The sequence below is a fragment of the Liquorilactobacillus aquaticus DSM 21051 genome (assembly GCF_001436755.1).
GTDB classification, from domain to species: Bacteria; Bacillota; Bacilli; order Lactobacillales; family Lactobacillaceae; genus Liquorilactobacillus; species Liquorilactobacillus aquaticus.
This window is the reverse complement of the sequence record NZ_AYZD01000017.1, coordinates 75,062-101,886: the sequence shown is the minus strand read 5'-3', so window position 1 is coordinate 101,886 and position 26,825 is coordinate 75,062. Positions and strand designations below refer to the sequence as shown.

The 26,825-nt window shown below is 37.5% G+C and carries 22 protein-coding genes and 1 riboswitch; of the genes, 6 read left to right on the top strand and 16 right to left on the bottom strand.

All coding sequences use genetic code 11. The annotated features are described in order from the left end of the window. Positions 1–126 precede the first annotated feature (126 nt). From FC19_RS06370 to FC19_RS06325, 10 genes are all read right to left on the bottom strand, one after another. Positions 127–1,233, bottom strand: a complete 1,107-nt coding sequence (locus tag FC19_RS06370; RefSeq protein ID WP_157061277.1) for a GGDEF domain-containing protein — start codon at positions 1,231–1,233, stop codon at positions 127–129. 17 nt (positions 1,234–1,250) lie between these two features. Then, on the bottom strand, positions 1,251–1,991 hold the full coding sequence (locus FC19_RS06365) for an EAL domain-containing protein (RefSeq protein WP_057876159.1): 741 nt from the start codon (positions 1,989–1,991) through the stop codon (positions 1,251–1,253). A gap of 504 nt (positions 1,992–2,495) precedes the next feature. Further along, on the bottom strand, positions 2,496–4,478 hold the full coding sequence (locus FC19_RS06360) for an ABC transporter ATP-binding protein/permease (protein WP_057876158.1): 1,983 nt from the start codon (positions 4,476–4,478) through the stop codon (positions 2,496–2,498). A 310-nt stretch (positions 4,479–4,788) separates the two neighbouring features. Continuing rightward, positions 4,789–5,253, bottom strand: coding sequence for a 6,7-dimethyl-8-ribityllumazine synthase (gene ribH, locus FC19_RS06355; protein ID WP_057876157.1), 465 nt, complete (start codon positions 5,251–5,253; stop codon positions 4,789–4,791). 16 nt (positions 5,254–5,269) lie between these two features. Then, positions 5,270–6,472, bottom strand: coding sequence for a bifunctional 3,4-dihydroxy-2-butanone-4-phosphate synthase/GTP cyclohydrolase II (locus tag FC19_RS06350; RefSeq protein WP_057876156.1), 1,203 nt, complete (start codon positions 6,470–6,472; stop codon positions 5,270–5,272). A 14-nt stretch (positions 6,473–6,486) separates the two neighbouring features. Then, positions 6,487–7,086: a riboflavin synthase gene (locus FC19_RS06345; protein ID WP_057876155.1), complete on the bottom strand. Its 600-nt coding sequence runs from the start codon at positions 7,084–7,086 to the stop codon at positions 6,487–6,489. Positions 7,087–7,089: 3 nt separating this feature from the next. Continuing rightward, positions 7,090–8,130, bottom strand: a complete 1,041-nt coding sequence (gene ribD, locus FC19_RS06340; RefSeq protein ID WP_057876154.1) for a bifunctional diaminohydroxyphosphoribosylaminopyrimidine deaminase/5-amino-6-(5-phosphoribosylamino)uracil reductase RibD — start codon at positions 8,128–8,130, stop codon at positions 7,090–7,092. A gap of 169 nt (positions 8,131–8,299) precedes the next feature. Further along, positions 8,300–8,435: riboswitch (FMN riboswitch) on the bottom strand. Between the two features lie 133 nt (positions 8,436–8,568). Beyond that, on the bottom strand, positions 8,569–11,220 hold the full coding sequence (ppdK, locus tag FC19_RS06335; protein WP_057876153.1) for a pyruvate, phosphate dikinase: 2,652 nt from the start codon (positions 11,218–11,220) through the stop codon (positions 8,569–8,571). A gap of 69 nt (positions 11,221–11,289) precedes the next feature. After that, positions 11,290–12,462, bottom strand: coding sequence for an NAD(P)-dependent malic enzyme (locus tag FC19_RS06330; protein ID WP_057876152.1), 1,173 nt, complete (start codon positions 12,460–12,462; stop codon positions 11,290–11,292). A 21-nt stretch (positions 12,463–12,483) separates the two neighbouring features. Next, positions 12,484–13,812 (bottom strand): 2-hydroxycarboxylate transporter family protein, encoded by a 1,329-nt coding sequence (locus FC19_RS06325; protein WP_057876151.1) that lies wholly within the window; start codon positions 13,810–13,812, stop codon positions 12,484–12,486. A gap of 164 nt (positions 13,813–13,976) precedes the next feature. On the opposite strand from FC19_RS06325, the gene FC19_RS06320 reads away from it, so the two are divergent. Both FC19_RS06320 and FC19_RS06315 read left to right on the top strand, forming a co-directional pair. Continuing rightward, complete coding sequence (locus FC19_RS06320; protein WP_057876150.1) at positions 13,977–15,524, top strand: Spo0B domain-containing protein; 1,548 nt, start codon at positions 13,977–13,979, stop codon at positions 15,522–15,524. Further along, positions 15,502–16,173: a response regulator gene (locus tag FC19_RS06315; protein ID WP_057876215.1), complete on the top strand. Its 672-nt coding sequence runs from the start codon at positions 15,502–15,504 to the stop codon at positions 16,171–16,173. The genes FC19_RS06320 and FC19_RS06315 overlap by 23 nt, the downstream gene beginning before the upstream one ends. 72 nt (positions 16,174–16,245) lie before the next feature. Here FC19_RS06315 and FC19_RS06310 read toward each other — a convergent pair whose 3' ends face one another. Beyond that, positions 16,246–17,601, bottom strand: a complete 1,356-nt coding sequence (locus FC19_RS06310; protein ID WP_057876149.1) for a threonine/serine exporter family protein — start codon at positions 17,599–17,601, stop codon at positions 16,246–16,248. Positions 17,602–17,869: 268 nt separating this feature from the next. Between FC19_RS06310 and FC19_RS06305 the strand changes: the two genes are divergently transcribed. Then, positions 17,870–18,493 carry a Type 1 glutamine amidotransferase-like domain-containing protein gene (locus tag FC19_RS06305; protein ID WP_057876148.1) on the top strand — a complete coding sequence of 208 codons (624 nt, stop codon included), beginning with the start codon at positions 17,870–17,872 and terminating at the stop codon, positions 18,491–18,493. 101 nt (positions 18,494–18,594) lie between these two features. Here the strand turns inward: FC19_RS06305 and FC19_RS06300 are convergent, their stop codons facing one another. From FC19_RS06300 to FC19_RS06290, 3 genes are all read right to left on the bottom strand, one after another. After that, positions 18,595–18,840 (bottom strand): hypothetical protein, encoded by a 246-nt coding sequence (locus tag FC19_RS06300; protein ID WP_057876147.1) that lies wholly within the window; start codon positions 18,838–18,840, stop codon positions 18,595–18,597. A gap of 146 nt (positions 18,841–18,986) precedes the next feature. After that, the gene (locus tag FC19_RS06295) at positions 18,987–20,240 is read right to left on the bottom strand and encodes a chloride channel protein (RefSeq protein ID WP_057876146.1); all 1,254 of its coding nucleotides are present in this window, start codon (positions 20,238–20,240) and stop codon (positions 18,987–18,989) included. 176 nt (positions 20,241–20,416) lie between these two features. Next, positions 20,417–20,995, bottom strand: a complete 579-nt coding sequence (locus tag FC19_RS06290; protein ID WP_057876145.1) for a TetR/AcrR family transcriptional regulator — start codon at positions 20,993–20,995, stop codon at positions 20,417–20,419. Positions 20,996–21,158: 163 nt separating this feature from the next. Here FC19_RS06290 and FC19_RS06285 point away from each other — a divergent pair, with 163 nt between their 5' ends. The 3 genes from FC19_RS06285 to FC19_RS06275 all read left to right on the top strand — a co-directional run bounded on the left by FC19_RS06285 (position 21,159) and on the right by FC19_RS06275 (position 24,797). Continuing rightward, complete coding sequence (locus tag FC19_RS06285) at positions 21,159–22,031, top strand: carotenoid biosynthesis protein (protein WP_057876144.1); 873 nt, start codon at positions 21,159–21,161, stop codon at positions 22,029–22,031. Positions 22,032–22,744: 713 nt separating this feature from the next. Beyond that, entirely contained in the window at positions 22,745–23,653 is a 909-nt protein-coding gene (locus FC19_RS06280; RefSeq protein WP_057876143.1) for an AraC family transcriptional regulator, read from the top strand. A gap of 253 nt (positions 23,654–23,906) precedes the next feature. Further along, positions 23,907–24,797: an SDR family oxidoreductase gene (locus FC19_RS06275; protein WP_057876142.1), complete on the top strand. Its 891-nt coding sequence runs from the start codon at positions 23,907–23,909 to the stop codon at positions 24,795–24,797. Positions 24,798–25,323: 526 nt separating this feature from the next. Here FC19_RS06275 and FC19_RS06270 read toward each other — a convergent pair. Continuing rightward, on the bottom strand, positions 25,324–26,025 hold the full coding sequence (locus FC19_RS06270) for a CPBP family intramembrane glutamic endopeptidase (protein WP_057876141.1): 702 nt from the start codon (positions 26,023–26,025) through the stop codon (positions 25,324–25,326). 436 nt (positions 26,026–26,461) lie between these two features. Beyond that, on the bottom strand, positions 26,462–26,825 hold a 364-nt coding region (locus tag FC19_RS11795; protein ID WP_235809330.1), incomplete at its 5' end, for a DDE-type integrase/transposase/recombinase.

Sequence of the window (26,825 nt, the reverse complement as noted above, 5' to 3'; positions counted from 1 at the left end):
CCTAAACGGAATAAGATCGCTACCCACTATTTCTATGATCAAAACACAACGTTAACTGTTCGCAATAATCTAAGCTAAGTAAATCTATTATGATCGTATATACTACAAACTAGCGATTTCATAAAATCAGAAATGGCAACTTGGGCATACAGTTCTTCCCTTACCGCTCCTTTTAGCTATATACAACGCAGCATCCGCGTTTCTAACCATCAGAAGAACATCTTGCTCACTATCTTCAGTGGAGGCCAGTCCGGCAGAAAATGAAAGCCTTAGTTTCTGACCATTCTTGGTAAAGAATGGTTCTGCCTGCAACAATTCTTGAAATTTATCCATTTTTTCAAAACATTTTTCAGCTGGATAATCCTTGACAAGCAGGCAGAATTCTTCTCCCCCGAAACGAAATAAACTGGACTCTCCCCCAATATTTTGGTCAACAAAATTCTCCAGACCCTGCGCAAAAAACTTTAAAGCTCTATTTCCATCTAAGTGTCCATAAGTATCATTAACACTTTTAAAATAGTCCAAGTCAATCATTACGGTAAGCCAATCCCCACGAGGATCAAAGTTTATTTTCTCAATAAACCTGCTGTATGCATTATAGTTATACAAACCCGTCAGTTTATCATGCGACTCTCTTCGTTCAATACTGGCCAGCTTTTTCTGTTCAGCTTCAACACTCCGTGTATATAAACCAATAAGAACATCTATCAAGCAACTCCCCATAATAACTAAGCACATGTCAATAATTGAATATGGTCTCTCCGGATACAAGTTTCCAAAGAGCCAGGGAATAAACGCGTTGATTAAAATATTTGTAAAAGAGAATCCCACGAGAATATGTTTGGTTGACACTTTTTCAATAATACTAGCTGTCAATAATACACCTAGCGAAATTATCATTGCGATAAGCAGACGTGATAGATTAGTACTACTATTGACTGCCAAATAAACATTCACCGTAAATGCAGAGAGGAACATTAATGCTGTCCCATACTTCTTATCTATATAATAAGCTGCTATCGCTAGAACATATTGATAGCAGACAAAACCAACATTATTCATTGCAAAAGAAACAATAAAATACTGATGTGTAATAAACAACAAAACAACCATGATGAGAAAAACTGGCCGACTAAGCTTATTGAAAATTTTAGCGTAAAAAACATACTTAGCAAACAAGAGACTAACCAGCATAATCGGCATTATTAAAACTAAAAAAATAAACTTATCCACTACACCCACAGCTTTTTCTAATTCAAACTATCTATTCCTTCCGGCAACTGCCAGTAGAATCCTTGTTGCAAACAATAGCATTGATCATCCACAAGGCTGGCTGACATTTCCTTTGTTTCGATACCTTCAACGACAATTTCCAATTGATATGCCTTTGATAGTTTGATCCAAGATTTCAAAAAATTAAGCTCGATTTGATTCTTAACATTCTTGAAACAAACCATCGAAAACTTAAGGCGATGTATATTTTGATGATTTTTAACAACCTCACCTAAGCTATTTTGACCGCTCCCTATATCATCCAAAGCGACCTTATAGCCTAGACCCTTGATCTTGCTCAAAGAGCCTCCTAGAATTATAGCATTTTTAGAAGGGTAGTCAAAATAAGAAGGTGTTCTTTCCGTAATTTCGATAGTAAGTTGAGTGCTGTAAGAACTTAGATAAGTCAAAAAATCCCATGTATTTTGATAGAACAATTGTTGCGGTTCGATATTTATATCAAATCTCTTTTGTGGAAAACGTCCCATCAATTGAGTTACTCGTTCAGCAAACCAGTCTAGAAAAATACCGTTCTGTTCCTCGTTTTTAATGATATCCCGAAATCTATCTTTCGGAAAGCGATGGTCCGCTGCACGCAACAGAATTTCGTAGTCTGCAACTTGGGAGGAACCCGATGGATATACTTTGAAGATCGGCTGGAAAACCAAATAAAAACCTTCAATTAATCTATGCTCATTTGTTATTATTTTTTCAATCATGTTTTTGTTTCCCTCCTTATCCCTCGTTTTTATTCTTAATACGGTTCCATCTTTCTTAATTGATAAGCTCAGAGTAAAAACTAGCTTTCTTATCTGCCTTCGAAAAAATCTTGCTACAATCACTTCAATGAAAGTAAAGCGCTACCTATTTCAGTTATATTGTAACTCTACACTAGTTTTATCCTAAAAAATAGTGCTTAGTTTATTATGATAGTGTGCTTGCCGGAAACCCAGTTGATCTATAATTACATATAATCTCTTGCTTTTCTAATTCTCGAATTTACTTCTAAAATATTCAGCCAGAATTTTTTCATGGTTAGCTACGTTTTCTCCGCCTCCTTCTTAAATCGGTCTATTGAGCAGCAAAGTTAACATTGGCTGTAATAATTAGCGCATGAAAAAATCCCACGAATGAAGAAAACAAACTCCATTCGTGGGATAATACATAGTTACAAAAAAGGATTTATTCAATTAGTTTTTCTAATGGTAAAATACGCATGTTTTTTAATCAGCCGCTAAAGCATCGATCGTATTTAGTTTTGCAGCTTTTCTAGATGGTACAAAGCTGGCCACTAATGCAATAACCAAACTAATAACAATCGCAAAAAGAACATTTCCAAATGAGATCTGTACGATATTATACTTAATTAGGCCATGAAGCGCCGTATTCATTAAAAATTGTCCACCATACGCAGCTGCTAGACCTGCTATAGCCGAGATCATGCCAATCATTAGGCTCTCACTTGTAAATAGCTTGCGAATATCTTTTGAACGTGCCCCTAGTGCACGCAACACCCCGATTTCTTTCGTCCGTTCAGAAACAGACATGTAAGTTGTAACGATAATCATAATCGCTGACACAATCAGTGAAATACCAGCGATAGCAGCTAACACATATGAAGCCAGGCTTGTGATCGTATTAATTGTATCCAATACATCCCCTATTGAAACTCCGATGAAGGCCCGTTTTCCATCTATTTTTATCGAATTAACTTTTTGGACAGCAGCCTTAACATTCTCTGCTTTATCCACCGCAATCGATGCTGTGTTAGCTTCTGTTATAGCTCCTGCCTTAGCCAAACTTTCTTTTGCAGTCTGATAATCAGTGCTGAACAGTGCGCCCGCTTGACCGCCGTCAGCAACCCCAGATATCTTCAAAGTTTTGGTAACTTGAACAGGTGTATTATTGTCATTGAATGCCATAAAATTAAGTGTCACTTTTTTACCAATAACTGATTTCCAATTGCTATCAATTTTTTTAGCAAAGGTTTTGTCGATCAGCACTTCATTTTCGCCCGGCTTATGTCCAGCTTTAATTGTCTTTTCTGAAATTGCTGGAGTCCAGGTTTGTAGCTGCGCCCCTTGAACACTGGTTTTCCCATGTGTAAACGAAGCATTGCTGAATTGATAACCTTTTATAACTCTTTTTACATGAGCAACATTGTTAATTTTTTCTAAGGCTTTGTCAGATAAAGTTGTTGACTTATAATCGGTCGCCATTTTTTGCGTTGTTTCCTGCACTCGTTCAGTATTGGAGGCCTTACTGTCAGTTGTCACATTTTTCATTACTGTTGGATATTTTGGATTGGCTAGTTGATTGACCTGATCATTGATATAACCCTTTATTCCATTACCTAAACCCAGAAAAAGAATCACAGAGAAAACTCCAATTGCAGATCCCAGCGTGATCAGAAAATTACGCAATTTATTGAAACGAACATGATCAAAAGCCATATTCCAAATAGTACTTGCAGCTAGTGGCTTAGAGAGGATCTCATCCGTTCTCTGTTCATTTGAAAACTTGTCTTTCAGTGTTTTTTCTTCATCGATTTTTCCGTCTGACATATGCAAGATTCGTGTACCATAATCAGCGACTTCTTGTGAATGAGTCACAACGATTACTAATTTCCCATCTTTTGCAATACTTTCAAGAATTTCCAGAACTTCTTTAGTATTAACAGAATCCAATGCTCCCGTAGGTTCATCTGCAATGATGACATCTGGTGACGATGCGAGTGCACGTGCAATCGCTACACGCTGTTTCTGTCCCCCAGATAATTGGTTAGGATACTTATCCATATGCTCCTTCAGGCCTACCCGAGCTAGCAACTCAATCGCACGCTGCTTACGTTCCGCACCTGATAAGGCTGTCATATTCAAACTTGTCATAACATTTTCCAAATTACTTTGGTAGTTGATCAAATTAAAACTTTGAAAAATATAACCGATCGTTTTTCGACGGTAAAGATCCAGTCTTTTTTCCTGCTTATGATCAAGAACTTCTCCATCGACTGCGACAGCTCCTTCAAAATCCCGATCTAAGCCTCCGATAATATTCATCAAAGTCGATTTACCTCCACCTGATTCTCCCAAGATAGAAACAAATTCACCTTTGTCAAAACTAAGATTGATCCCATTTAAAACTGGAAATTCTTCTTTACCTAAAAAATATGACTTATGAATATTCTTTAATTCCAAAAATGCCATTATTAACCTTCTTCCCTCTATACTGAGCGCCATCAAATACAATAGTTAAATATCTGGTAGTTGCCAGATATTGCTGCTTCTCATATCATTTCGTTGCTGAAAGGCTGCGTCTCAACTGCAATTCCATTACATGTTGCAACTTTTAGGGATTACCTCTTTGCTTTTTTATCAATTAATTTAGACATAGTCGGCTTAGAGATGATGTTTCTCCCATTTAAAATGACATATTCTTTAGAATATATCTAATATCTTCTGCTAGCAAGTTTTTCACACCAAACAATGCTGGAAAAACTTAACACTAACATAAATATTAGCTTAATTCTTTCCTGAGATTTATCAATTCCAGAATATCATTAGCGACCTCGCTTCCCTTATTACCAGCTTTCCCACCAGCACGCTGTAAAGCCTGTTCAATTGTCTCGGTCGTCAAAACACCAAAAACAAGCGGTGTTTTCCCATTCAGCGCCAACGTTCCAATTCCTTTTGACACCTCATTGCAGACATAATCATAGTGACTGGTCTCACCACGAACAACAGCGCCTAAGGTTATAATTCCATCATATTTTTTTGACTCATCAAGCAGCTTAACAATAGCTGGAATTTCAAAGGCTCCTGGGACCCAAACTACATCAACATCCTCCCTAGAAACACCGTGCCGCGTTAAAGCATCTAATGCGCCGCCTAATAATTTATTTGTTACTAATTCATTGAAACGTGCCACAACGATTGCTACTTTTGCTTTCTTAATGGTTAAATTCCCAACATATGTTGTCATAATATTAATTTCCTTTCTAAATTAGATGCAGTGCATGATGAAATTTGTCTTTCTTGGTTCTCAAATACTTTATATTTTCGGCTTGCGGTTCTGTTTCGAGCGGTACCTGTTCTACAACTTCAATGCCATACTCTGTCAGTGCCTTAACCTTTGCTGGATTATTAGTCATCAAACGGACCCTTTTAATTTTCTGGTCGCATAAAATAGCTGCTGCGATGCCATAACTTCGTTCATCAGGTGCAAAACCAAGCTTGGTGTTGGCATCGTATGTATCATAACCGTTTTCTTGCAGTTTATAGGCTTTAAGTTTATTCAGAAGTCCGATACCGCGCCCTTCTTGGCGCAAATACAAAACAGCTCCTCGACCTTCTTCTTGAATTTTTTGCATAGATTTATGCAGCTGTTCACCGCAATCACAGCGCTTTGAGCCCAGAATATCACCAGTGAAACATTCAGAATGCAACCGTAAAAGCAGGGGCTGCTCAGATGATAAAACGCCCTTGCCCAGCAATAACTGTGTTTGATCATCAGTAGTCGAAACGTAACCTGTTAAAGAAAAATCACCTTCTTTCGTTGGCATCTTTACAGGATCAATTGCAGTAACTGCCTTCTGATTAAGACTGTAGCGGTAAGCAATTATTTCCTGAATAGTGATCAACGTCAAATCAAGTTGTTGAGCTATTTCTTTTAATTGCGGCAGCCGTGCCATTGTCCCATCAGCATTCAGTGTTTCACAAATATAGGCAACTGGTTCGCTGTCCGCCATAAATGCCAAGTCAACTGCTGCTTCCGTATGACCTTGACGTTTTAATACACCGCCTTTTTCAGCAATCAACGGGAAAATATGACCTGGATGTTCAAAATCATCTGGCTTAGAGTCAGGATCACATAAAGACGTGATCGTCTTAGCCCTATCAAATGCCGAGATTCCAGTAGTGGTCGTTTTGTGATCCACACTGATAGTAAAAGCTGTTTTAAAACTTTCGGTATTATGTGCAGTCATCAAATCTAAATTTAAACGTTCGGCCACGCTCTGTGCCATAGGTGCACATACCAATCCACGTCCATAAGTGACCATCATATTCAGTGTTTCACTGGTCGCACATTCTGCCAAACCAAGAAAATCCCCCTCTGCTTCCCGGTCTTGATCATCAACTACTAAAATTAGTTTTCCTTTTTTTAAATCACTGATCGCTTTTTTGACTAGCCTATTATTCATAATTAACACCCCACTCAAAATTTGCTTATTTGCATTTGTTTTTCAATATATTTTGCTAGAACATCCGTCTCCAGATTGACGACATTACCGATTCTTTTATCTGCCAATGTTGCTTCCTGCTGGGAATGGGGAATCAATCCCACTTTAAATTCACGCTTATCTGCATGAATGATCGTTAGGCTGATTCCATCAATTGCAATCGAGCCCTTAGTAACTATTTGTTTTTGCAATTTGAAGGGCATTTTGAATACCATTATTAAAGCAGTTTGATCTTGATACCGCCGCAAAATATTCGTTGTTTGATCCACATGTCCTAATACAAAATGACCGTTAAAACGCCCGTCTATGGGGATCGCTCTTTCTAAATTGACAGCATCATCTTTTTTCAATTTAGCTAGATTAGTAATCCGAAAAGTTTCTGGCATAACATCAGCTGTAAAGCTGCTTGCTTTTTTAGCAGTAATCGTTAGACAAACACCATTAACTGCAATACTGGCACCCACTTGACTAGCCTGTAAGTCTATTTTATTTGCAGTAATATTCAATTGGATCGTTTCCTTTTTTTGCTTGATGCTCTGCACAGTTCCGATATCTTCAATGATTCCAGTAAACATTTTTTACCTCCTTAACGAGATCCTTAGCGCATTTCCAACTCGTTTTGTTTCTATCAACTTTAAAGTAATCAGTTCTTGAACATCGCGTTCAGATTGAAATGCAGACAAGCTATTTCCACCAGCCAACTGATCAGTCTGATAGATAATCAATTGCTCCATCAGCGTAGTCTTTAAAAAAGCATCTTGAATTACTGCTCCACCCTCAACCAAAAGGGACTGTATCCCCTCTTGAGCAAGTTGCTGCATAATCTCTTTGAGTGTCCATTTAATTTTGAAGAACACCTTGACTGGGCTATCAGCAAAACGCACTACCATTTTTTCATTTTCTGTGAATACCCATGTGGGCGCCTGATCATTCATGATTCTAAACTTGCTCGTAGTTCTACCACGCCTATCCAAGACTACACGGACCGGTGAATATTTTAGTTTCATAATTCTAACCGTAAGCAGCGGATCGTCCGCAAGCACCGTCCCGCTCCCAACCATAATTGCTTGATAATCCGCACGCAGTTTTTGAACATCTTCAAAAACCTTGTCATCGGTCAGATACGTTCTGTGGGACGGTGCTAGGCTGATGCGCCCATCTAAAGTTTGGGCAACTTTTAAAGTCACAAAAGGCAACTTATTCTGATAGAAATAATTGTAAAATTCATTTAACTTTCGGGATGTTGCTTCTCTTGCTCCTACATGAACCTTAACCCCATGCTCTTTTAGGTAGTTAATTCCACGACCAGCAACTAGCGGGTTAGGATCTGTCTGGGCGATATAGATTTCTTTCACACCTTTTTTTACAATTTCGCGACAGCATGGAGGTGTTTTACCAAAGTGGGAACAAGGTTCCAAAGTGACAAACATCGTTGCATCTCGAATATTTTTTTGTTTAGAAACATTATTAAAGGCGTTGATTTCAGCATGCTCATATCCAAATCCTAGATGATGCCCTAAGCCAAGGATCCGATTATTTTTTACTATGACTGCACCAACCATAGGATTGTTATATGTCAAATAACGTCCTTTCTTAGCCTCCGCCAACGCCATTTCCATAAAAAATTCAGGTGTTTTGATAACCGCTCACACTCCTTTAGACAATAAAAAAATGCCCCGCAAATGCGGGGCATTAGGAATTATCCATTATTTAAGATATACTGCTCTTTATTATTTTCTCAATACAAAGCAGTATCCATCTAAAGCAACTCAAATAAGCTATCGTTGCTTTTTTCTTCTCCCATCCAGACTTTAACTGTCGGTTCTAGACTCTCACTAGATCCACCGCAAAAAGCGGGTCACGGACTTCAAGCTCTAAGCTTGTTACCGTCGGTCGGGAATTGCACCCTGCCCCGAAGAATATATTCAATTTTACACCCGTTATTATGTCTTTTTTTTGACAAATTGTCAATTACTTTTATTTTTTCAGTTGCATTTTTTTAAGGTATTGTCCTTTTTACCTGCTGTCATGCTTTCAAACACCATTTTGTTCGCTATCTATTTTTTGATTTGTGTATCTATGCTATTATCTCTTTTTCTCTTGTCTAAATGTTCTTGCGCCATTCTTAATAAAACCAATGGAACTCGATAAGGAGAACACGAAAGATATGTGATATTATTTCGTTCAAAAAAAGCCGTGGCGCGTGGGTCGCCGCCAACCTCTCCGCAAACTCCAATCGGTAAAGCCGTGTTGTTTTTTCGACCTTGGGCGATTGCTAATTTTATTAGGCGACCTACCCCCTCCGTATCAAGTACTTGAAAAGGATCATCTGGAAGAATTTTCTTGTTAAGATACTCAGGCACAAAAGCTCCGATATCATCGCGCGAGTACCCAAATGTAAGTTGCGTTAAATCATTAGTCCCAAAGCTGAAGAAATCAGCTTTATCCGCAATCTGATCGGCTATAAGACATGCACGCGGAGTTTCTATCATCGTGCCTATTTTATAATTTAGAATTACATTATTTTTCTCGAATAGTTTATTAACTTTTTTGTCAAGCAGGTCTCTCATCCAATCCATTTCCTGTGCCAGACTGACCAACGGAAGCATAATATGTGGTACCGTTCGCACTCCTTCAGCATTCGCTTTTAAAGCTGCCAGAATAATGGCCTCTACTTGCATCTCATAAATCTCAGGAAAGCTAACTGCCAGACGGCATCCGCGATGTCCCATCATTGGATTAGTTTCTTTCAACTCCGCGATGCGCGCCTGAATATATCCTTTACTTCTACCATTCTGAGCAGCAATCAAAGCTATCTCGGGCTCCGTCGTTGGTAGGAATTCATGCAGCGGAGCATCCAGAAGACGAATCGTTACCGTTTTCCCCTTAGCGACCTTATATAATTTATAAAAATCTTCTTGCTGCATCTCTGCTAATCTCTGCAGTGGAACATCACGCTCCTTAGCATTTTGTGCCAATATCAAGGCACGAAGCTGGTGTAAACGTTGAGCTTTAAAAAACATGTGCTCGGTCCGCACTAAACCGATTCCCTCAGCCCCAAAATTGAGTGCTGCTTTAAGATCAGTCGTTGTGTCAGCATTGGCATAAATCTCTACCTTAGCAGCTGTTTTGGCCCACCTAAGAAATTGTGAAAACTCTTTGTTTACAGTTGCTCTAACTGTTCGGACCTTCCCTACATAAAGCTTTCCTGTTGTTCCGTCAGCCGACAACCACTCACCCTCACGCAGAACAGTCTGATTAATACGAATTATTTTCTTCTGCTCATCAATCTCAAGTTCATTCACACCAACAACAGCAACTATCCCTAACCCTCGGGCAACAACGGCCGCATGTGAGGTCATTCCGCCACGAGCGGTCACGAGCCCTTCACTAACAACCATGCCTTCAATATCATCAGCCGCTGTATTTTGACGCACCAAGATAACTTCTTGCCCTTTTTCATATGCTTTTTTTGCTGCGGCAGCTGTAAAATAAACTCTGCCGCTAGCTGCTCCCGGCGAAGCTGGTCGTCCTGTTGCTAATACTACTTCTTTTTGCAGTTCTTTTTGATCGAAATCAGGATGAAGCATCTGTTCAAGCGTTTCGGGTGATACTCGCAAAAGTCCTTCTTCCTTCTCGATAATACCTTCATTTACAAGATCAACAGCAATTTTGATTGCTGCAGCAGATGTTCTTTTGCCAGCCCGAGCCTGTAATAAATAGATTTCACCACGTTCAATTGTGAACTCGATATCCTGCATGTCATGGTAATGCTGTTCCAATTTATTCGACATCGCTGCTAGTTTTGCATAAACCTTCGGCATGCTTCTTTTTAATCTTTCTAGCGCTACAGGTGTCCTTCCACCGGCAACAATGTCTTCTCCCTGAGCATTTGCCAAATATTCTCCATACATTCCCCGTGCTCCAGTTGACGGGCTTCTTGAGAAAATAACACCTGTTCCAGAAAACTCCCCTGCATTCCCAAATACCATTTCCTGCACGTTAACAGCAGTTCCCAACTTATCAGAAATACCATTCTTTTTCCGATAAATTTTAGCACGTTTATTATTCCAAGAAAGAAAAACTGCATTGATTGCTGCGCTTAGTTGCTCTTGCGGATCTTGCGGAAAAGTCCGCTTGCGCTCCAATAGATATATTTGCTTAAATTTTTCAATAACCATTTTGAGATCATCAACCGTAAGAGAAAGATCCGTATTGTAATTTTTAATTTTTTTAATATCACATAAAACTCGTTCAAATTTTTTTTCTGGAATACCATAAACAACATTACCGAACATCTGTAGCAAACGCCTATAGCTATCATAAGCAAAACGTTCGTCGTTTGTTAATTTACCCAATGCCTCCACAGTCTGGTCATTCAATCCAATATTCAAAACCGTGTCCATCATGCCTGGCATGGAAACTGGGGCACCTGAACGGACAGAAATCAGCAAAGGTGCTTTAATATTACCAAAGCTTTTATTTACCTCTTTTTCCATATTGCTAAGTGTATTTATTATCTCCTGCATAAGATTTTGAGCAATTTTATTACCATTTTTTTCAAAGGCCAGATACGCCGCTGTTGTTATTGTAAATCCCTTTGGAACTGGCAATCCCAATTTAGTCATTTCAGCCAAACCTGCACCTTTTCCGCCCAAAAGCTGATGCATTTCTTTATTGCCCTCAGAAAACATAAGCACTCTCTTCATTTGAATAGCACTCCTTTAGAAAACACCCTTACTTTGATTTTGCGGCTAACAGACTTATTTCTGGCTGAGTCAAGCTCTTGAAAAAACAGACTTTTTAACACTATCTGCAACAATGCGCGCAACATTTTTTTGGAAAGCACTCGGAATTATATTTGTTGGGCTCAGTTCATCTTGTGATATCAAACTGGCAATCCCTTTTGCTGCAGCTATCTGCATTTCGATCGTAATATTTTTTGCCCTGGCATCGAGTGCTCCGCGGAAGATCCCTGGGAAAGCTAAAACATTGTTTATTTGATTTGGATAATCACTGCGCCCCGTTCCAACAATATATGCTCCTCCAGCCAAAGCCTGTTCTGGATAAATTTCAGGAACTGGGTTAGCCATTGCAAAAACAACTGGTTTGTCTGCCATTTCCCGAATCCATTCCTTCTTCAGTGCTCCTGGGCCAGAAACTCCTACAAAAACATCCGCGTCTTGTAATGCATCTTGTAGTGTTCCCGTCAGCTTCTGCCTATTTGTCAACCGTGAAATATGAGCATGATGTTCAGGAAGGTCCGCGATCTCAGACTCGGAAATAATGCCTTTCTTATCTACAACAATGATATTTTTCACACCCGCTGCCAGAAATTTTTGGGTCACTGATAAGCCTGCTGAGCCACCGCCATTAACAACTACTTTTACTTCAGAAACAGTTTTTTTAATTAATTTCAAACTGTTAAAAAAAGCTGCTAAAACAACGATTGCAGTGCCATGCTGGTCATCATGAAATATTGGTATATCTGTTTCTGCGATCAGTCTCTTTTCGATTTCAAAACAACGTGGAGCACTAATATCTTCCAAATTAACTCCGCCAAAAGTTGGAGCAATCTGCTTGATCGTCTGGATAATTTTCTCTGTGTCTTGTGTATCCAGTGCAATCGGTATTGCATCTACATTAGCAAATCGTTTAAAGAGGACAGCTTTGCCTTCCAAAACCGGCATAGCAGCAACTGCACCAATATTGCCCAACCCTAGAACTGCCGAACCATCACTGATCACAGCTACCGTATTTTTCTTAGTTGTCATCTTATATGCTAATTCAGGTTCATCTTTGATTGCAGAAGAAACTGCTGCAACACCTGGCGTATAAGCTATACTCAAATCCAAAAGATTATCAACGGGAACCTTGGAGATAATTTCGAACTTTCCCCCATTTTCTTCTGCCTGCTCCAATGCCAATTTTTTTGTATCAAGCTCTTTCATAATTATTTTTCCTCCTATCTGTTAGAAAATCATTCTTAAAATTGCTGTCATTACAATAACTGTTATTGCTCCACCAAGTCTGGTTGCTACTTGTGCAAAAGGCATCAGATTCATTCTTGAAGCCGTACTTAAAATAGCAACATCACCGGTCCCACCCATTCCACTTTGGCAAGCTGAAACAATGGCAGCTTCAACAGGATTCATATTCAAGAAACGTGCTACAAAAAAGCCGGTTGAAATAACTGTGAACACTACACTAATGACAACAATAAAATACTGCCAATTCAGTATACCGACCACATCTTTAAGAGGTATATACAGCAGACCTAGCCCTGCCATCAAAGGAAAAGTAAAATTTCCAGAAATAAACTTGTATAGTTGCTTAGCACCTGTTTGTATTTCTACTGGAACAACATTTATATATTTCAAAAATGCAGCAGCAATAATCATCAACACTGGTCCTGGAAATCCTGTCAATGCTTGCAAGAGACTGCCAGTAATAAAGAGCGTGCATGCCGTCAATACCCCCGCTCCCATTTTTTTCAAATCCAGCGGCACTGTCTCTTCCTTAAGAGCGTCACCCAAGTCATCGCCTTTGCTTAATTTAATAAGCTGCCCTTGTCCAGACAAATGGGGCTTTTTTTCTCCTAATCTGTTCAGAACTCCAGAACACATAATTGCAAAAAAGTTCCCAATAATAGTAGCTGGAATCAGCTGCGCAACAAGTTGCCCACTATCAACCCCCGTGATCGCACTATACCCTAAGGACAATGGCAAAATACCTTCACCTATGCCTCCTGCAAGAATCGGGGTCACAATATAAAACAAAGTATGGTCCCATTTAAGTCCTAATAAAACACCAACTAGCGTTCCAACCCCCAGCGCTAAGATCATACCTGCCATCATCGGAATGATCATACGCATAAGTCCCTGAACTAGTATTCTTCGGTTCATCCCCAAAATACTTCCACAAACTAGGCAAGCAATATAGAAATATAGAAAATTTGCTTGTTTCATTAGAATATCCGCACTTTTAAGAACATTCTGATTGATTAAATTGAAAAAAACTAAAATTGATGGTACCAGTAACGAAAAAATAGCGGGTCCCCCAAAGTTTTTCACGATCGGAATGCTAGCTCCGATCGTTCCCAGCAACCATCCTAACGACAAAATCACCGCAAATCCGCCTAACATGTTAACAGGAAGTTGTTCTAACAAAGCAGTAATCATAATAACTGCTGACATCACACAATACACTGGCAGCGAAACAGATCCTATTTTAGATCTCTGTACATAACCGAAAAAATTGTTTCTTAGAGAAGAAGTGCTTTTCTCAGCTTTACTATCCATTACATTTCCTCCTATCTTTTGATTAAGCTTACTTTAAGACTGTTTTTTTATCTGTAATATATTATTTAATTAATTTAATTAAATTAAATGGGACAAACTGGAAAAACATACAGTCTTTCATTCCTTATGCGTGTTATAATCAGATTTGAAATGGAGGAATGTCTATGCGCAGGAACTTAAGTCTGTGGTTTCTTCTATCGACTGCTGTTGTTGCATCATTAATTGTAACCGTTTCCATTTTTTACGCTTTCATAATCCACCAGACAATTAGACAAACACGTAATAATGAAGAACATTTGATTCTCGCGATCGGTCAGCAAGTTGCTTCCGAACCGCGGGTCAAAAAAGCTCTTCTTGCTGATGAGCCCAGTACTTCCATTCAAAACTACAGCTTAAAAATCTCTAGACTATATCATCTCGATTTTGTTGTTTTAATGGATATGTCCTCCATAAGATTGACGCATCCTGACCAGTCAGAAATCGGCAAACGTTTTATAGGCGGCGATGAAAAGAAAGCTTTAAGAGGCAAAATTGCTTTATCAGTAAGCCATGGAACATTGGGAAAATCTCTAAGAGGATTCATTCCTGTCTATTATCATAAGAAACAAATAGGTGTTATTGCTTTAGGTATCAAAGTCACTTCTCTAAGCAATTTAGTTGCTCAGTCTAGGCAACAATACATCGCTGCTCTTGTCATCAGTAGTTTATTCGGCCTTTTGATTGCCTTAAACTTAGCTTTTTATTTAAAAAAACAATTGCATGATCTTGAACCACAGGAAATTGCAAGGCTATTAGAAGAAAGAGATGCCATGTTGGAACAATCAAAAGATGCAATAGCCATCATTGACTCGAACCAAAGGATCCTCTTAGCGAATATTGAAGCTAAAAAAATATACTCTAGAGAAGGGTATGATGTTTCAACACTCGTTGGCCAACAAATTGATGTACTGATAGCCCACAAGGAACAAATTAATTTTAATAAAAAACGAGAACAATTTTATCAGCAAAACGGTCAAGATTATCTTTTTTCAGCAACTCCCATCATTGTCAGAGGAAACCAAACAGGGTATGCAGTTTTCCTTAGAAATGCAACAGAAGCCTTATTTGTTGCAGATCAGCTAGCCAATACTACCGCTTATGCGTCCGCACTTCAAAGTCAATCACATGAATTTATGAATAAATTGCACATAATTTATGGTCTAGCTGATCTAAAGGCTTACGATGAACTAAAAATATACTTACAAGATATTATTCGACCTGAAAAAGAATTCGCTCACAAACTAGCACTTTTGGTTCGAAATCCCGTGATTGCTAGTTTTTTTATAGGTGAACGTGAAAAATTCACTGAGAAAAAAACACAACTTAAGATTGAATTTTTGACTGAAATACCTGCAAACGAGTCAAAAAAAGAGACAACAGCCTTCATTGAGTTATGCCGTTATCTCGACCACTATTTATTACAATCGGAACTTCCTGATGAATTTAATTTAGTTCTGCAATTTCAAGATCGCGATCTCATTGCTGTCTACTCGCTAACTCACACTTCTGCTCTTTTAAATATCCTCGAAAACGCCTTGGGATCCTTTTATTTTAAACAATTGCTTAAAGAAAACCATGCTTCCATCAGCTTGGATCAAAGACATAGTATTTTGGAGATAAACTTAAAAAGCCCTTATGGAAAGGATGAACATCATGAATGTGCTGATAGTTGAAGACGATCCTATGGTCCAATTCATTCACCGTAACTATATCGAAAAATTGAATGCTTTTAACGATATCTATTCTTGCATGACTGTTCCTGATGCTGAACATCTGATCAGCTCAAAGAAAATTGAACTGATCTTGCTAGACATTAACTTGAAGATTGGAAATGGTTTTGATTTTCTATGCAATCTTCGAAAAGACAAAAACAGCATCGAAATTATCTTGATTACTGCTTACAGTGATTCCAAACTCGTTGGCAACTGTCTGCACATGGGTATCCTTGATTACTTAATCAAGCCCTTTACTTTCGAGCGATTTAAGGAGAGCATATCCCTTTTTCAACAGAAAAAAGTCGAATTATCTGCTCAAGAAATTAGCCAAACAGCCCTTGACCGACTTCTGCTCCCCTTTGAAAAGAATCCGCTACAAGCTGACACACTCGATAAAGGTATGACTGAAGCAACCCTCGATCTTGTTTACAAAACGCTTAAGAGGTTCGATCATCCCTTTACTATTCAAGAGCTCGTACAAGCAAGCGGGCTTTCACATGTATCTGTAAGAAAATATGTTTCTTTTCTTGAGAAAAGAAGTATTATTTCAAGCCAAATCGTCTATTTGAATATTGGCAGGCCATATAAAAAATATTTGCTTAATTAGACTTCTTTAACTTCAGTCGGTATTCATCTTGAGACACAGTTTGATTATCGTTGTTATCACAAATAAATGTTTCTAGTTGAAATTCCGCCAATCTTTATCTAGTAAAACACGCGCTACAAAAAGTCCTAGCGGAAGGAAAATGATAATCATAACCGCCTTAGTTAACCAAAGGGCCCCCACACCGATCGCATTAGAACCGATGTTGTAGACCGCACGATATATATACAAGCCCGGGACCATTATAACTATCGAGGGAACTGTCAGTGAAATTCGCGGATAACCATTATAATGATTAACTGCTGAGGCAATCAACCCTGCAACCAATGCTCCAACAAAAGCCGCAGCACTTGGCGGTATTGCTGTTAGGTCTACAAGCTCAAGCCTTAATGTATTGGCAACTGCACCAATGCACCCTGCTGCAGTTGCCATTTTACGTGAACTATTAAACATAATTGAAAAACCAAAAACTCCGCAAAAACTAGCCGGTATTCTAAGAAGAAAAATCATTATTGGTGATAGACCGAGTGTCAAAAAATTTCCTGGTCTGAGATGAACCATCAAAGCTACCAGCCAACCAATCAATGCGGCTACTAGTGTGATCATAATTGCGTACGCCAACCGTTCAAGACCTGATCGCATGTCCAACTTTGAAATATCAAGTATACTTGTAATAAATGGGAACCCAGGAATCACGAACAACATTGCTCCGATGTAACCAGCTTCATGCTGTATCAATATCTGGAAAAATTCTTTAAAAAAGGTGAAAACACATAGATATGCTAAACAAGAAATTGCCACACTCACTGCAATACTAATGAGCGTTGTAACATGTTTCGCATTCATCTTGCTGCGTGTCCAATTTCCTATACCTGCACCCACAAAGGAGCAAATCATTTCTGGGATACCGCCGCCTAACAAGAAAATAAAGGAACTGCAAGCTAATGCAGCTGCAAGTCCCGCAATCATGGGAGAGTAGTTGCCGGATTTTCTTTGAATGTTATCAAGTGCTAGGTGTACTTGTTTCACACTTAAAGAAACGCATTCAACTTCAAAGTTGTTTACGAAGTGCTCCATATCGTTTAATTTATCGGTGTTTACACCCGTATTAGGAAGTGATAGTACCTGGGTATAGCTTTGCTCATCATCAAAACAAGTAAATTCAAGCGAAATCAGTCCAATGTCTGCAGAACAAGTTAATTTCAGCGCTCTTGAGACCTTATTCATTGCCTCGCGAACCCGCCAAGCACCTGTTCCGCAAGAAAGCATCAATGTGCCTACACGCCCTACAATTGAAGAACGCTCTTTCAAGCTCGCATCTTTGACAAGAACATTTTCATTGATGATAAAATCTTTCCAATGAATCGTCATATGATGCCGCTGTGATATTCTATATTTTTTTATCGTCCCAGTCTCATTTAAATTTTTCATAATTCCTCCACCATTGTTAGTTATTTTCTGTATCACAAAATCCAACAGTACTGCTGCAAATCTTCTGTCTTACCTTAATTTTCTTTATCTATTTATGATCCAACTATCTAAATTTAATTTACTTTTTATATCTATATTTACCAATAAAAGATAATTTTTCCCTCGCGATAATTACTTTGGGCTTGCCAACTTGGAACGCCTACCCATTGAAAATTGCCAAGAAACTTTTCAACAGTTATGATATGTAAAAAAGAAGGGTAGTGACTATATGAAAAAAGTTTTTTTGACATCTTATTTCGCAGGAACTGCAGCTTTGTTCAAAGAATTCATCAATTCTAACAAAATCATTAGCAAAAAAGTTCTTTATATTTCAACTGCAAGCAAAGTTGAAGAATACACAGGCTACATCGATGAAGGCAAACAGGCCCTAAAAAAACTAGGCTTTAAGATTGAAGACCTTGACATTGCCAAGAATAGTGAAAGTATCGTTCTTGCTAAAATAGCGAAAGCAGAGCTCTTATTTATAGCCGGTGGCAATACTTTCTATCTGCTGCAAGAGCTAAAGAACAAGCACTTGCTTCAGCTAGTACGTGAAAGAATAAACAAAGGTTTACCTTATATCGGTGAGTCTGCGGGAGCCATTATCTTAACACCCGATATTGAGTACAATAAAATTATGGATAGTCCTAATGTAGCACCCGTCCTTACAGATTATAGTGCTTTAAATATCATTAACTTTTACGTACTGCCGCATTATATAGAAGAACCCTTTATAGAAACTGTACAAGAAACCTTTAAAACTTACAAGAACAAGTTAGACTTAATTCCTATCAATAATAATGAAGCTATTATCGTGACAGATACAGGATTCCGCATCATGGGCCGGGAATGATATCATTATTTTCTTTTTATACTGTAATTGAAAACATAAAGAGCGTGGAACTGAGATTCACAGCTTCACGCTCTTTAATTCATCTTAGTTTTTTCTTTAGGCTATGCAAAAAAAAGCTGCACTTTGTCCTCATCGTTGCCATCAAAGACAGCATTATCATTAGGATCATTTGTAAAATCTATACTGGATGTTCTCACCAAATCGCTAATGTTTGTCTTACGGATATTAAACCTGATACCGCCTTTGTATTTTTCTGAATTGCTCGTCGTTCCAGACACATAATACTTGCCTTTGTCATCCCAAAAAGTTGTGTCAAAAGAAGATACTTTTAATTTTATCGTATACATAATAATAATCTCCTTTCCATTCAAACTGTGTACGTTTTCATTATAACATTAATACCTGCATTTAGATTCTGCCGCCTACTCGTCATGCAAACATCGGTTGTTTCAGCAAAAATGAACATAATCAACTAATTCGTTTCTAGTAAAACTTATTTCATCATTTTTGCTAAAACAGCCTTAGACGCTCCGACAGATAGTACTACACCTAACGCAAGTGCTAGAAATGAAGAATATCCTAGATGGCTAATTTCAACAATCATTAGCAATGCCATCAATGGCGCCTGCTGAGAAGCAGCTAGCAGGCTGCAAGCACCTAACAACGCACACTGCCAAATGATAATACTTGGCATAAATAGCTGAAAAACCAGTCCCAGTATCGTCCCAACTGCGGCTCCAATTGCAATCGATGGTGTCAAGGTGCCGCCAGCAGCCCCAGCTCTGATTGTAAAAACAGTTACTACAGCTTTGAGCAGTGCTGCAAGCAAAAGTACCCAAACAAATTTTGGGTCTAGATTGTCAATCGACAATTGCGCTAATGCCCGTCCATTCCCCATAATTTGTGGAAATGAAATTGAAATCACACCCGTTATCAAAGCCATTATTGGTAGCTGCCAGAGAATTTTTTTACCCTTTGTTTGATTCTTTTCGGCCCATTTAAACGTTATACGGAAAAGTGAACCAATTATTCCGCATAATGGTGAGACCATCACTGCAAAAATCAAAAAAGACAACGGGAAGCTTTGGTTTCCGACTAGATAGTATGGTTCAAAACCTTTAGCAAGCATGCCGATCAACGTTGCAATTGTCGACATGGCTAAACTAACAACAACCGTTCTCTTGTTTACTTTTTTCAACAAAACTTCGACACAAAAAAACATACCCGTCAAGGGTGCAATATAAATTCCAGCGAATCCTGCTCCAGCAGCCGCAGCGAGTAGTAGCTTTTGATCAGCAGTTGATAATTCCCAGTGAAATTTTTTTAATAAACGATTCCATCTTTGCGCAAGCATTGCCCCTGCCTCTCGCGGTGCGAGTTCGCGTCCTATTGATCCACCGGTACCGACATAGAAAATCTGTGTCATAACATGAATTGCTGTCTGAATTGGTGGCATCTGGTCGCCCGAGAGTGCTTTATTGATCGAAACTGTTTTTTTAAACCTGGTCCGTAATACCCACCAGATAAGTGCTGCGATTATTCCCCCGATAAAAACTGAAGAAAAACGATGTAACGGTAAAATTTCAAGCGAGGCTGGATTTGCAGCGCTTTCTTGAAAACCAAGGAAAATCCACTCTACTCCATCTAACAATAAGCTTAGCATTAATGAACTGACTCCGACTATTACGCCTAAAATCACAGTCGAAAAGATCAGAACATAGAAATTTTTTTTGTTTGATTTATCCACACAACACACAACCTAACCAACATTTATAAATTCGCTTAATTATATCATTAAGAATGTTTCTATTATCAAAAGACAATTTCTAGAATACCGCACTTCCTTATTTTTTTCTATAAAACAATTCATTCGCTAACATCTAGAGGGATCTTTTACTGGATAAAACTAATACGCTTTAAAAATCAATCATTGCCATCATGGAAATAATTCGCTGCGCTAATGGTTTCTAACATATTAGCCATTTTATCAACCGGTGTTTTCATCTTCCTATTGACCCATTCGGCAGTTATAAAAATAGCTCCTCCAACTTGATACATGATTTGATATTTTTTAAGGTGTTCTGGAAAAGCATCTGATCTTTTAGGCAAATTATTTTGCTTTAGAAAACCTGCGAAAATATCTAGATACTTGCTGAATGTTTTATAAATCACTTCAGAATCATAAAATTGGGTTAATTCAATTAATGACTGCTGGTACTTTTTTAATGTATCAAAATAACACTTGCACATATCTAGTGATTTTATCTTACCATCAAGATGTTTTACAAAATCTGAGAAAATAATGTCAACATATTTTTGTACAATATCATTTTTATCAACGTAATTTCGATAAAACGTCTGACGCGCAATTCCTGCCTTGTTGGTTATTTCTTTAATAGTAATTTTATCAAACTCTTTTTCTTTTAAAAGAAGCATAAGTGCTTCGAAGGTCCACTCGTAAGTACGGCGAACTTGTGGATTTATTTTGCTAGATATTAACATGCAACATTTACCTTTCTTTTGTCCATTGTTACGTTTTCAATATTGACGGGCTTAAGCAAAAACAGTATTCTCTGGTTTGTGAGCTACAAATGTAACATTATAGTCATTTGTAACATCTTAGCTAAGAGTAGCACAAAATATAAATGCAAGGAAGGTCAAAAAAATGTTTCAGGGTCGTCGCAAGTCTTTAATGATTACTTGGTTGTTGGTATTTATGATTTTAATTATTGCTGTTATAACAGGACTTAGTTCTAAAGGTGAAATAGCCACAAGCGGAGCCGCCTTAGCAACATTACTATCAGTCATTTTTGCTTTGTTGCAAGGAACGAGGAGATATACTTGGAAAGGAACACTAATTTTTTTACTTATAACTTTTGTCTTTGGGAACTTTTATGAAAATCTTAGCATTGCAACAGGATTCCCATTTGGAAACTATTATTATACATCCGCCTTAGGACCTAAGTTCATATATACCCCCTTGTTTATCAATATTGCCTATTTTCAAATGGCACTTATTGCATGGAACTTGAGCGGCCCACTCATCGATCACTACAGCAACCAAACCAATAGTCACTTATTAATTATTCAACCTCTTGTTGCCTCTTTCATAATGGTCATGTGGGACATGGTAATTGATCCTTGGAGTTCAACCGTGAGCCATGCTTGGCGGTGGAAAGACGGCGGTGCCTACTTCGGTGTCCCATTTTCCAATTATTTAGGCTGGTTTTTATGCGTCTTTTCCATTTTTTTTGTCTTTTCTCTGTACACTAAATATTTCCAAAAAGATACAATTTCTAATGTAATCAAAAAGCGCAGTTATTGGATCCAGATGATTATAGTTTATTATTCATGGGTGATTTTATTAATGTTGAAAGCATCAAATACTCCATTTGCTCAAACCGTAACTGACCTAGCTGGGCAGAATTGGCATCTGCAGCAAATTTACCAAGTTGGGGGCTTAGTTGGTTTATATTCAGTTATTCCAATCGGTCTATTAACTTTAATAAAAGTTTTCAGGCGTTTTCCTCTAAGCTAGTCAGTTGTAAAACACTTTGAAAAAATATCTGCAAACAAATATTATCACTCAAAACGAGAAGAGGAACCACTAAGTAACCTTTAAAAGACGCGGTCGCTAATGATGAATCATTGGCAGCCGCGTCTTTTAATTCTAGCCCGCTCATATCTAGCATAACTGCAGCGCTTTTTCTATGCTATATGGCTTTTTACTGCACAATTTATTTTGGGATCGTTTAGAAATAATTTTTTGCTGAAAAGCTAGACTTTTGAGCCAAATAGCAAGACATTTTGCGTTATTATTTTAACAGCATTGTCTGCTGTTGTTTTCCAGCTACTCCATCCCCGACTCTAGCTCTAAATCACTCCGAGCAAGTGATCTTAAAAAAACAATAATTTTATCTAAATACATGGGCTTGTAAATCTTAGCAACACTTAAAATTCGACATATCGGCTAATTATTTCTCATTTAAATCAAAATTCGTTAAGATTAGGATGTAGAGAAAAGCTCATCCAATTATTATAAACAACCAAAAAACTTTTCTGTTCTTTTACACAAAGCTTCTTATTAAAATTTTGTAGTTACTATAAAACAGCTTCATCCTCCCCATCTCCTTAAGTACAAACTTCTAAGAATAAGAAAAACTGATATAAATTAATAAGGGTCCATATGGTCCTCCTCCAACAATTAGAAGACTAAAAGCTTTAAATCTAACATAAAAGGAGTGCATCAAAATGCAGAGAGCTCTCTCTTACCAACAAGATTTAGCCCAGTTAACAGCATTGATCCAACAATGCAGTTCAGGTGAAGGAACACAGTCTCAAAAAAAACTGGATATTTATACTAATTATTATACTAAGATTGATAGTGAATGGATAAAGGCTTTTTATACTCCTTCTGTCCTGTTTGTTGCTCAAGGAGAAAAAAAGCTGTTGATCGGACAGGACGCTTTTAGCATAGGAGCTATGCAAATGGCTGTTTTCCCTGTCGCACTTCCCTTAGAAATAAAAATCACTCGGGCCACTACAGTAAAACCGTTTCTAGGAGTAGGCTTAACGATTACGCCAGAAAAAATTGCAGAATTCGTCCCTAAGGTTTATCCGACCGGTCTTCCCGCATTAAAAAAGCAAGAAAAAGTCTATGTTACAAAAATTGATCCCAAAATATTGAATGCTATTTTCAGAATGATGAATAGCTCGACAAATCAGCAAGAGCTAGATTTAATACTCCCTTTAATCAAAGATGAAATCCTAATTAGGTTGCTCCAATCACCGCTTGGTGTTCCACTAGCTGAGTTAGGTTTTACAAATTCCAAAACACAGCAAATTACAGCTGCGATTAACTGGCTCAAAGAGAACTTCAATCAGCCTGTATTAGTATCCGATTTAGCAAAGATCGCGCATATGAGCATCTCATCTTTCCACTCTCATTTCAAAAAAACTACAGGTATGAGTCCATTGAACTATCAAAAAATCATTCGGTTACAAACTTCTCGTAGAATTATGCTATCAAAACATCTTGATGCTCAAGAAGCTGGTTACTTGGTCGGTTATTTAAGTCCCTCTCAGTTCAGCAGAGACTATAAAAAATATTTTGGAAATTCTCCTAAAAAAGATGCCTTAATTCTCCAAACAAAAATGTAAATTTTTTACTTTAAGAGAATTGTGCTAGAATGCTCTTCAAATAGATAAGGATCCATAATCATTTTCCGTTATACTGTATTTGTAGTTGCTAGTGTCGCAAAGAGTGTACCGTAGTACTAGTAAGCGTAAAACTTTTTGGGATAACACTTGTGTTTACTCAGAAATGAAAATTCAAATGCAATTTCACTCTGTCTTTTTCTTACGAAACTTGACTCAAGTAGCAAACTTTGTATTTTAATGGAGGGAAATAATTATGCGTATTTTTATAACAGGAGCTACTGGATTTATTGGATCCGCAGTAACTGCAAATTTATTAAAATCAGGTCACGAAGTCGTTGGGTTGGCACGCTCAGATCGTTCCGCCGAATCTCTTACTGCCCTAGGCGCAAAGGTTCATCGGGGAAGTTTAGAAGATTTAGATAGTTTGAAAAGTGGTGCAGCTGCGTCGGATGGAGTTATTCACCTTGCCTTTGATAATGGGTTTAGTGATTTTGAAGGTACTATTGCTAACGATTTTCGTGCCATCACTGCCATTGGTGAAGCACTTTCCGGATCAGGGAAGCCCTTTGTAGCTGCATCAGTAACAACAATGCTTAACTCACATCAGGCACCTGCAACGGAAGATCTGCAGGGAACAGAAAACACACCTGGTTTTCCAAGATATGCAGCTGAAAAAAATATTATCGACCTTTCTAAAAAGGGTGTTCGTTCATCAGTTGTAAGACTGCCACCTTGTGTCCATGATGAAACAAGACAAGGATTTGCGACTGCTTTGAAATACCTCGCACAAGAAAAAGGAATATCAGCTTATGTTGCTAAAGGTGATAATCGCTGGCCAGCAGTCCATCGATCAGATGCCGCCCGTCTGTTTCAATTGGCACTAGAGTCAGCTCCAGCTGGAACAGTATTGCACGGTGTAGGTGAGACGGGAATCGAATTTTCAAAAATTGCTGAAGTAATTGGTCGACATTCAAACATTCAAACAACAAGCATCTCAAAAGAAAAAACAGGAGAGCATTTTGCTTGGTTGTCACCTTTCGTCACGTTTGATAATCCTGCATCAAGCCTTTATACTCAACAATTATTAAATTGGGAACCAAAAGGACCTACTCTTCTTCATGATATTGAACATCAAAAACCATAACTTTATACTCAAAAAAGCAGTAACTCTTGTTAGTTACTGTAATTTAATTTGTGAAATAGAGATCTGAAATGCTCTGCTATTTTTTGAAGTACCACAGGAAGATCGGGTAAATAGAGTTAGATAGCTTTTGTATTAATTCAAACAATGTGACCAAATTTCGATCAGTCACATAACTAAATATAATGATTTTATAGGCGGTTTGAGCCCTTATTTTGGGCGTCAAGCCGTTTTTTCACTTGTTCTGTGATAACGTTCATGACACCCTCACTTTGTTACTGATTGGAGGATATCCCCTCTCGTGAAATCGAAAAAATTTTCGATTGAAATATTATCAATTCTCGTCTATTCTTTTGCTCTATTTAATTTACATAACGAAGTTCAAGAACATTGAAGTAGCAAACACTAATTTTGACCTATATGTGCTAACAACATAATAATGCATAAATTAGCTTGGCTTACCCTACATAGAAAACAGTTCGATGCATTGACATAAAAACACTCTAAATAATCATGCTTGCTAGTCACTCTAAAAAAACAAGGTAATAATGGTATTGCCAACTATATGAACAAATATACTAGTTTTTACATCTCCATCGTTTAAGACATAACAACTAGCCAATGTAATCCCAATTAATGAATAGTATATAAATGGAACAAGATTACACCCACTATGTAAAAAAGCAAAAAAAACTCCATTAATCAGAACCGTTAATATCACCCAATATTTACTCAAATATTGCTCAAAGTTAACAAATGAAAAGAAACAATACCGATAGAGCATTTCCTCACATATCGGACCGAACAACACTACAGAGCTTAAAAATAAAATAGATCCAGACTGATTATACTTACTAAAAACTCGATCATTACTAGTTTCTGGGATATTCATCCAAACATTTATGTGTTGGTATATAAATGCCACTGCTAACGCAATTAGTAGGCATATGCAAATAATAATCCATGTTCTCTTATTTCTGAAATTTTCCATCTTGTCAATTGGACTTGACCATTTACTGCTTCTCTCTTTTTTTATCCAATTCCCAAATATATATAGTCCAATAATCTCAAATACATAAAAAATAACACCTAGTAATATCCTAAAAATAGAATTTTTTATCCCTGGGAAAGCTATAGGAAATTCCATAAACAGTCCGATAAACCACGTAATAAAAATAACAGTAAAAATATTCTTAAAAAAAATCATAGTTTTTCTAATTCTTAATTTCACTATTGTACCTCAATTCCCAATATATAATTTAAAAAAATTCAGTCACAATGAAATAAATATTATGCCAATCATAAAATTCATTTCATCAAAATTGAACATAAAAAAATACAATTGATTAATGTCCCTGGTTGTTTCCACGCTTAAATTCCGTCACAAAATCCAAACTATAAGCTAAATCCATATTGACGCCTCATCTAACTAAAGCATTTTTATCCGCACTATAGCTTTAACCATTTATTCATTCTATAAAGAAATATACTGACCTTTTGTTTTTTTCGTAGCTTTATACACCTCCCTTCAATGTAAAAAATAATGATCTTATTAATGATAGCATAGACCATTTTTATGGTGTACCTTTCAAATATAATAATTATTAGAAGAGGCTTTTTATGCCAAAATCATATTGCTCCTAAGTCAACATTTGACACATGTTTTTCTAGACACTTGTTCTGATTCTTTCAGTATTGAACCAATTAATATAATTTGAGGTTCTGAGAATTAAGTCCTCAAAGCTTGAGAAGTGCGTTTGAAAAATAAATTCTCGTTTTAATAACGAATGAAAAGCTTCTACTTGGCCATTATCGTAAGGATATCCTTGCTTAGAATATGAATGGAAGATTTGATGTCGTCTAAGCAAATTTTCAACATCACAGCTCGTATATTGTGAACCCATATCTGAATGAAAATATGCTGGCCTTTTATGATGTTCAAGTGCTTGGTTAACTGTATCTACTACTAGTTTCGCATTCATCTGTCGTCCTATTTTATATGCGAGTATTTTATGAACCTTTGGCTCATAC

Coding starts and splice junctions, on each gene's coding strand:
- FC19_RS06365 (WP_057876159.1), bottom strand. CDS start 1,991: ATGATTGAAAAAATAATAACAAATGAGCATAGATTAATTGAAGGTTTT.
- FC19_RS06360 (WP_057876158.1), bottom strand. CDS start 4,478: ATGGCATTTTTGGAATTAAAGAATATTCATAAGTCATATTTTTTAGGT.
- ribH (WP_057876157.1), bottom strand. CDS start 5,253: ATGACAACATATGTTGGGAATTTAACCATTAAGAAAGCAAAAGTAGCA.
- FC19_RS06350 (WP_057876156.1), bottom strand. CDS start 6,472: ATGAATAATAGGCTAGTCAAAAAAGCGATCAGTGATTTAAAAAAAGGA.
- FC19_RS06345 (WP_057876155.1), bottom strand. CDS start 7,086: ATGTTTACTGGAATCATTGAAGATATCGGAACTGTGCAGAGCATCAAG.
- ribD (WP_057876154.1), bottom strand. CDS start 8,130: ATGGAAATGGCGTTGGCGGAGGCTAAGAAAGGACGTTATTTGACATAT.
- ppdK (WP_057876153.1), bottom strand. CDS start 11,220: ATGAAGAGAGTGCTTATGTTTTCTGAGGGCAATAAAGAAATGCATCAG.
- FC19_RS06330 (WP_057876152.1), bottom strand. CDS start 12,462: ATGAAAGAGCTTGATACAAAAAAATTGGCATTGGAGCAGGCAGAAGAA.
- FC19_RS06325 (WP_057876151.1), bottom strand. CDS start 13,812: ATGGATAGTAAAGCTGAGAAAAGCACTTCTTCTCTAAGAAACAATTTT.
- FC19_RS06320 (WP_057876150.1), top strand. CDS start 13,977: ATGCGCAGGAACTTAAGTCTGTGGTTTCTTCTATCGACTGCTGTTGTT.
- FC19_RS06310 (WP_057876149.1), bottom strand. CDS start 17,601: ATGAAAAATTTAAATGAGACTGGGACGATAAAAAAATATAGAATATCA.
- FC19_RS06305 (WP_057876148.1), top strand. CDS start 17,870: ATGAAAAAAGTTTTTTTGACATCTTATTTCGCAGGAACTGCAGCTTTG.
- FC19_RS06300 (WP_057876147.1), bottom strand. CDS start 18,840: ATGTATACGATAAAATTAAAAGTATCTTCTTTTGACACAACTTTTTGG.
- FC19_RS06290 (WP_057876145.1), bottom strand. CDS start 20,995: ATGTTAATATCTAGCAAAATAAATCCACAAGTTCGCCGTACTTACGAG.
- FC19_RS06285 (WP_057876144.1), top strand. CDS start 21,159: ATGTTTCAGGGTCGTCGCAAGTCTTTAATGATTACTTGGTTGTTGGTA.
- FC19_RS06280 (WP_057876143.1), top strand. CDS start 22,745: ATGCAGAGAGCTCTCTCTTACCAACAAGATTTAGCCCAGTTAACAGCA.
- FC19_RS06275 (WP_057876142.1), top strand. CDS start 23,907: ATGCGTATTTTTATAACAGGAGCTACTGGATTTATTGGATCCGCAGTA.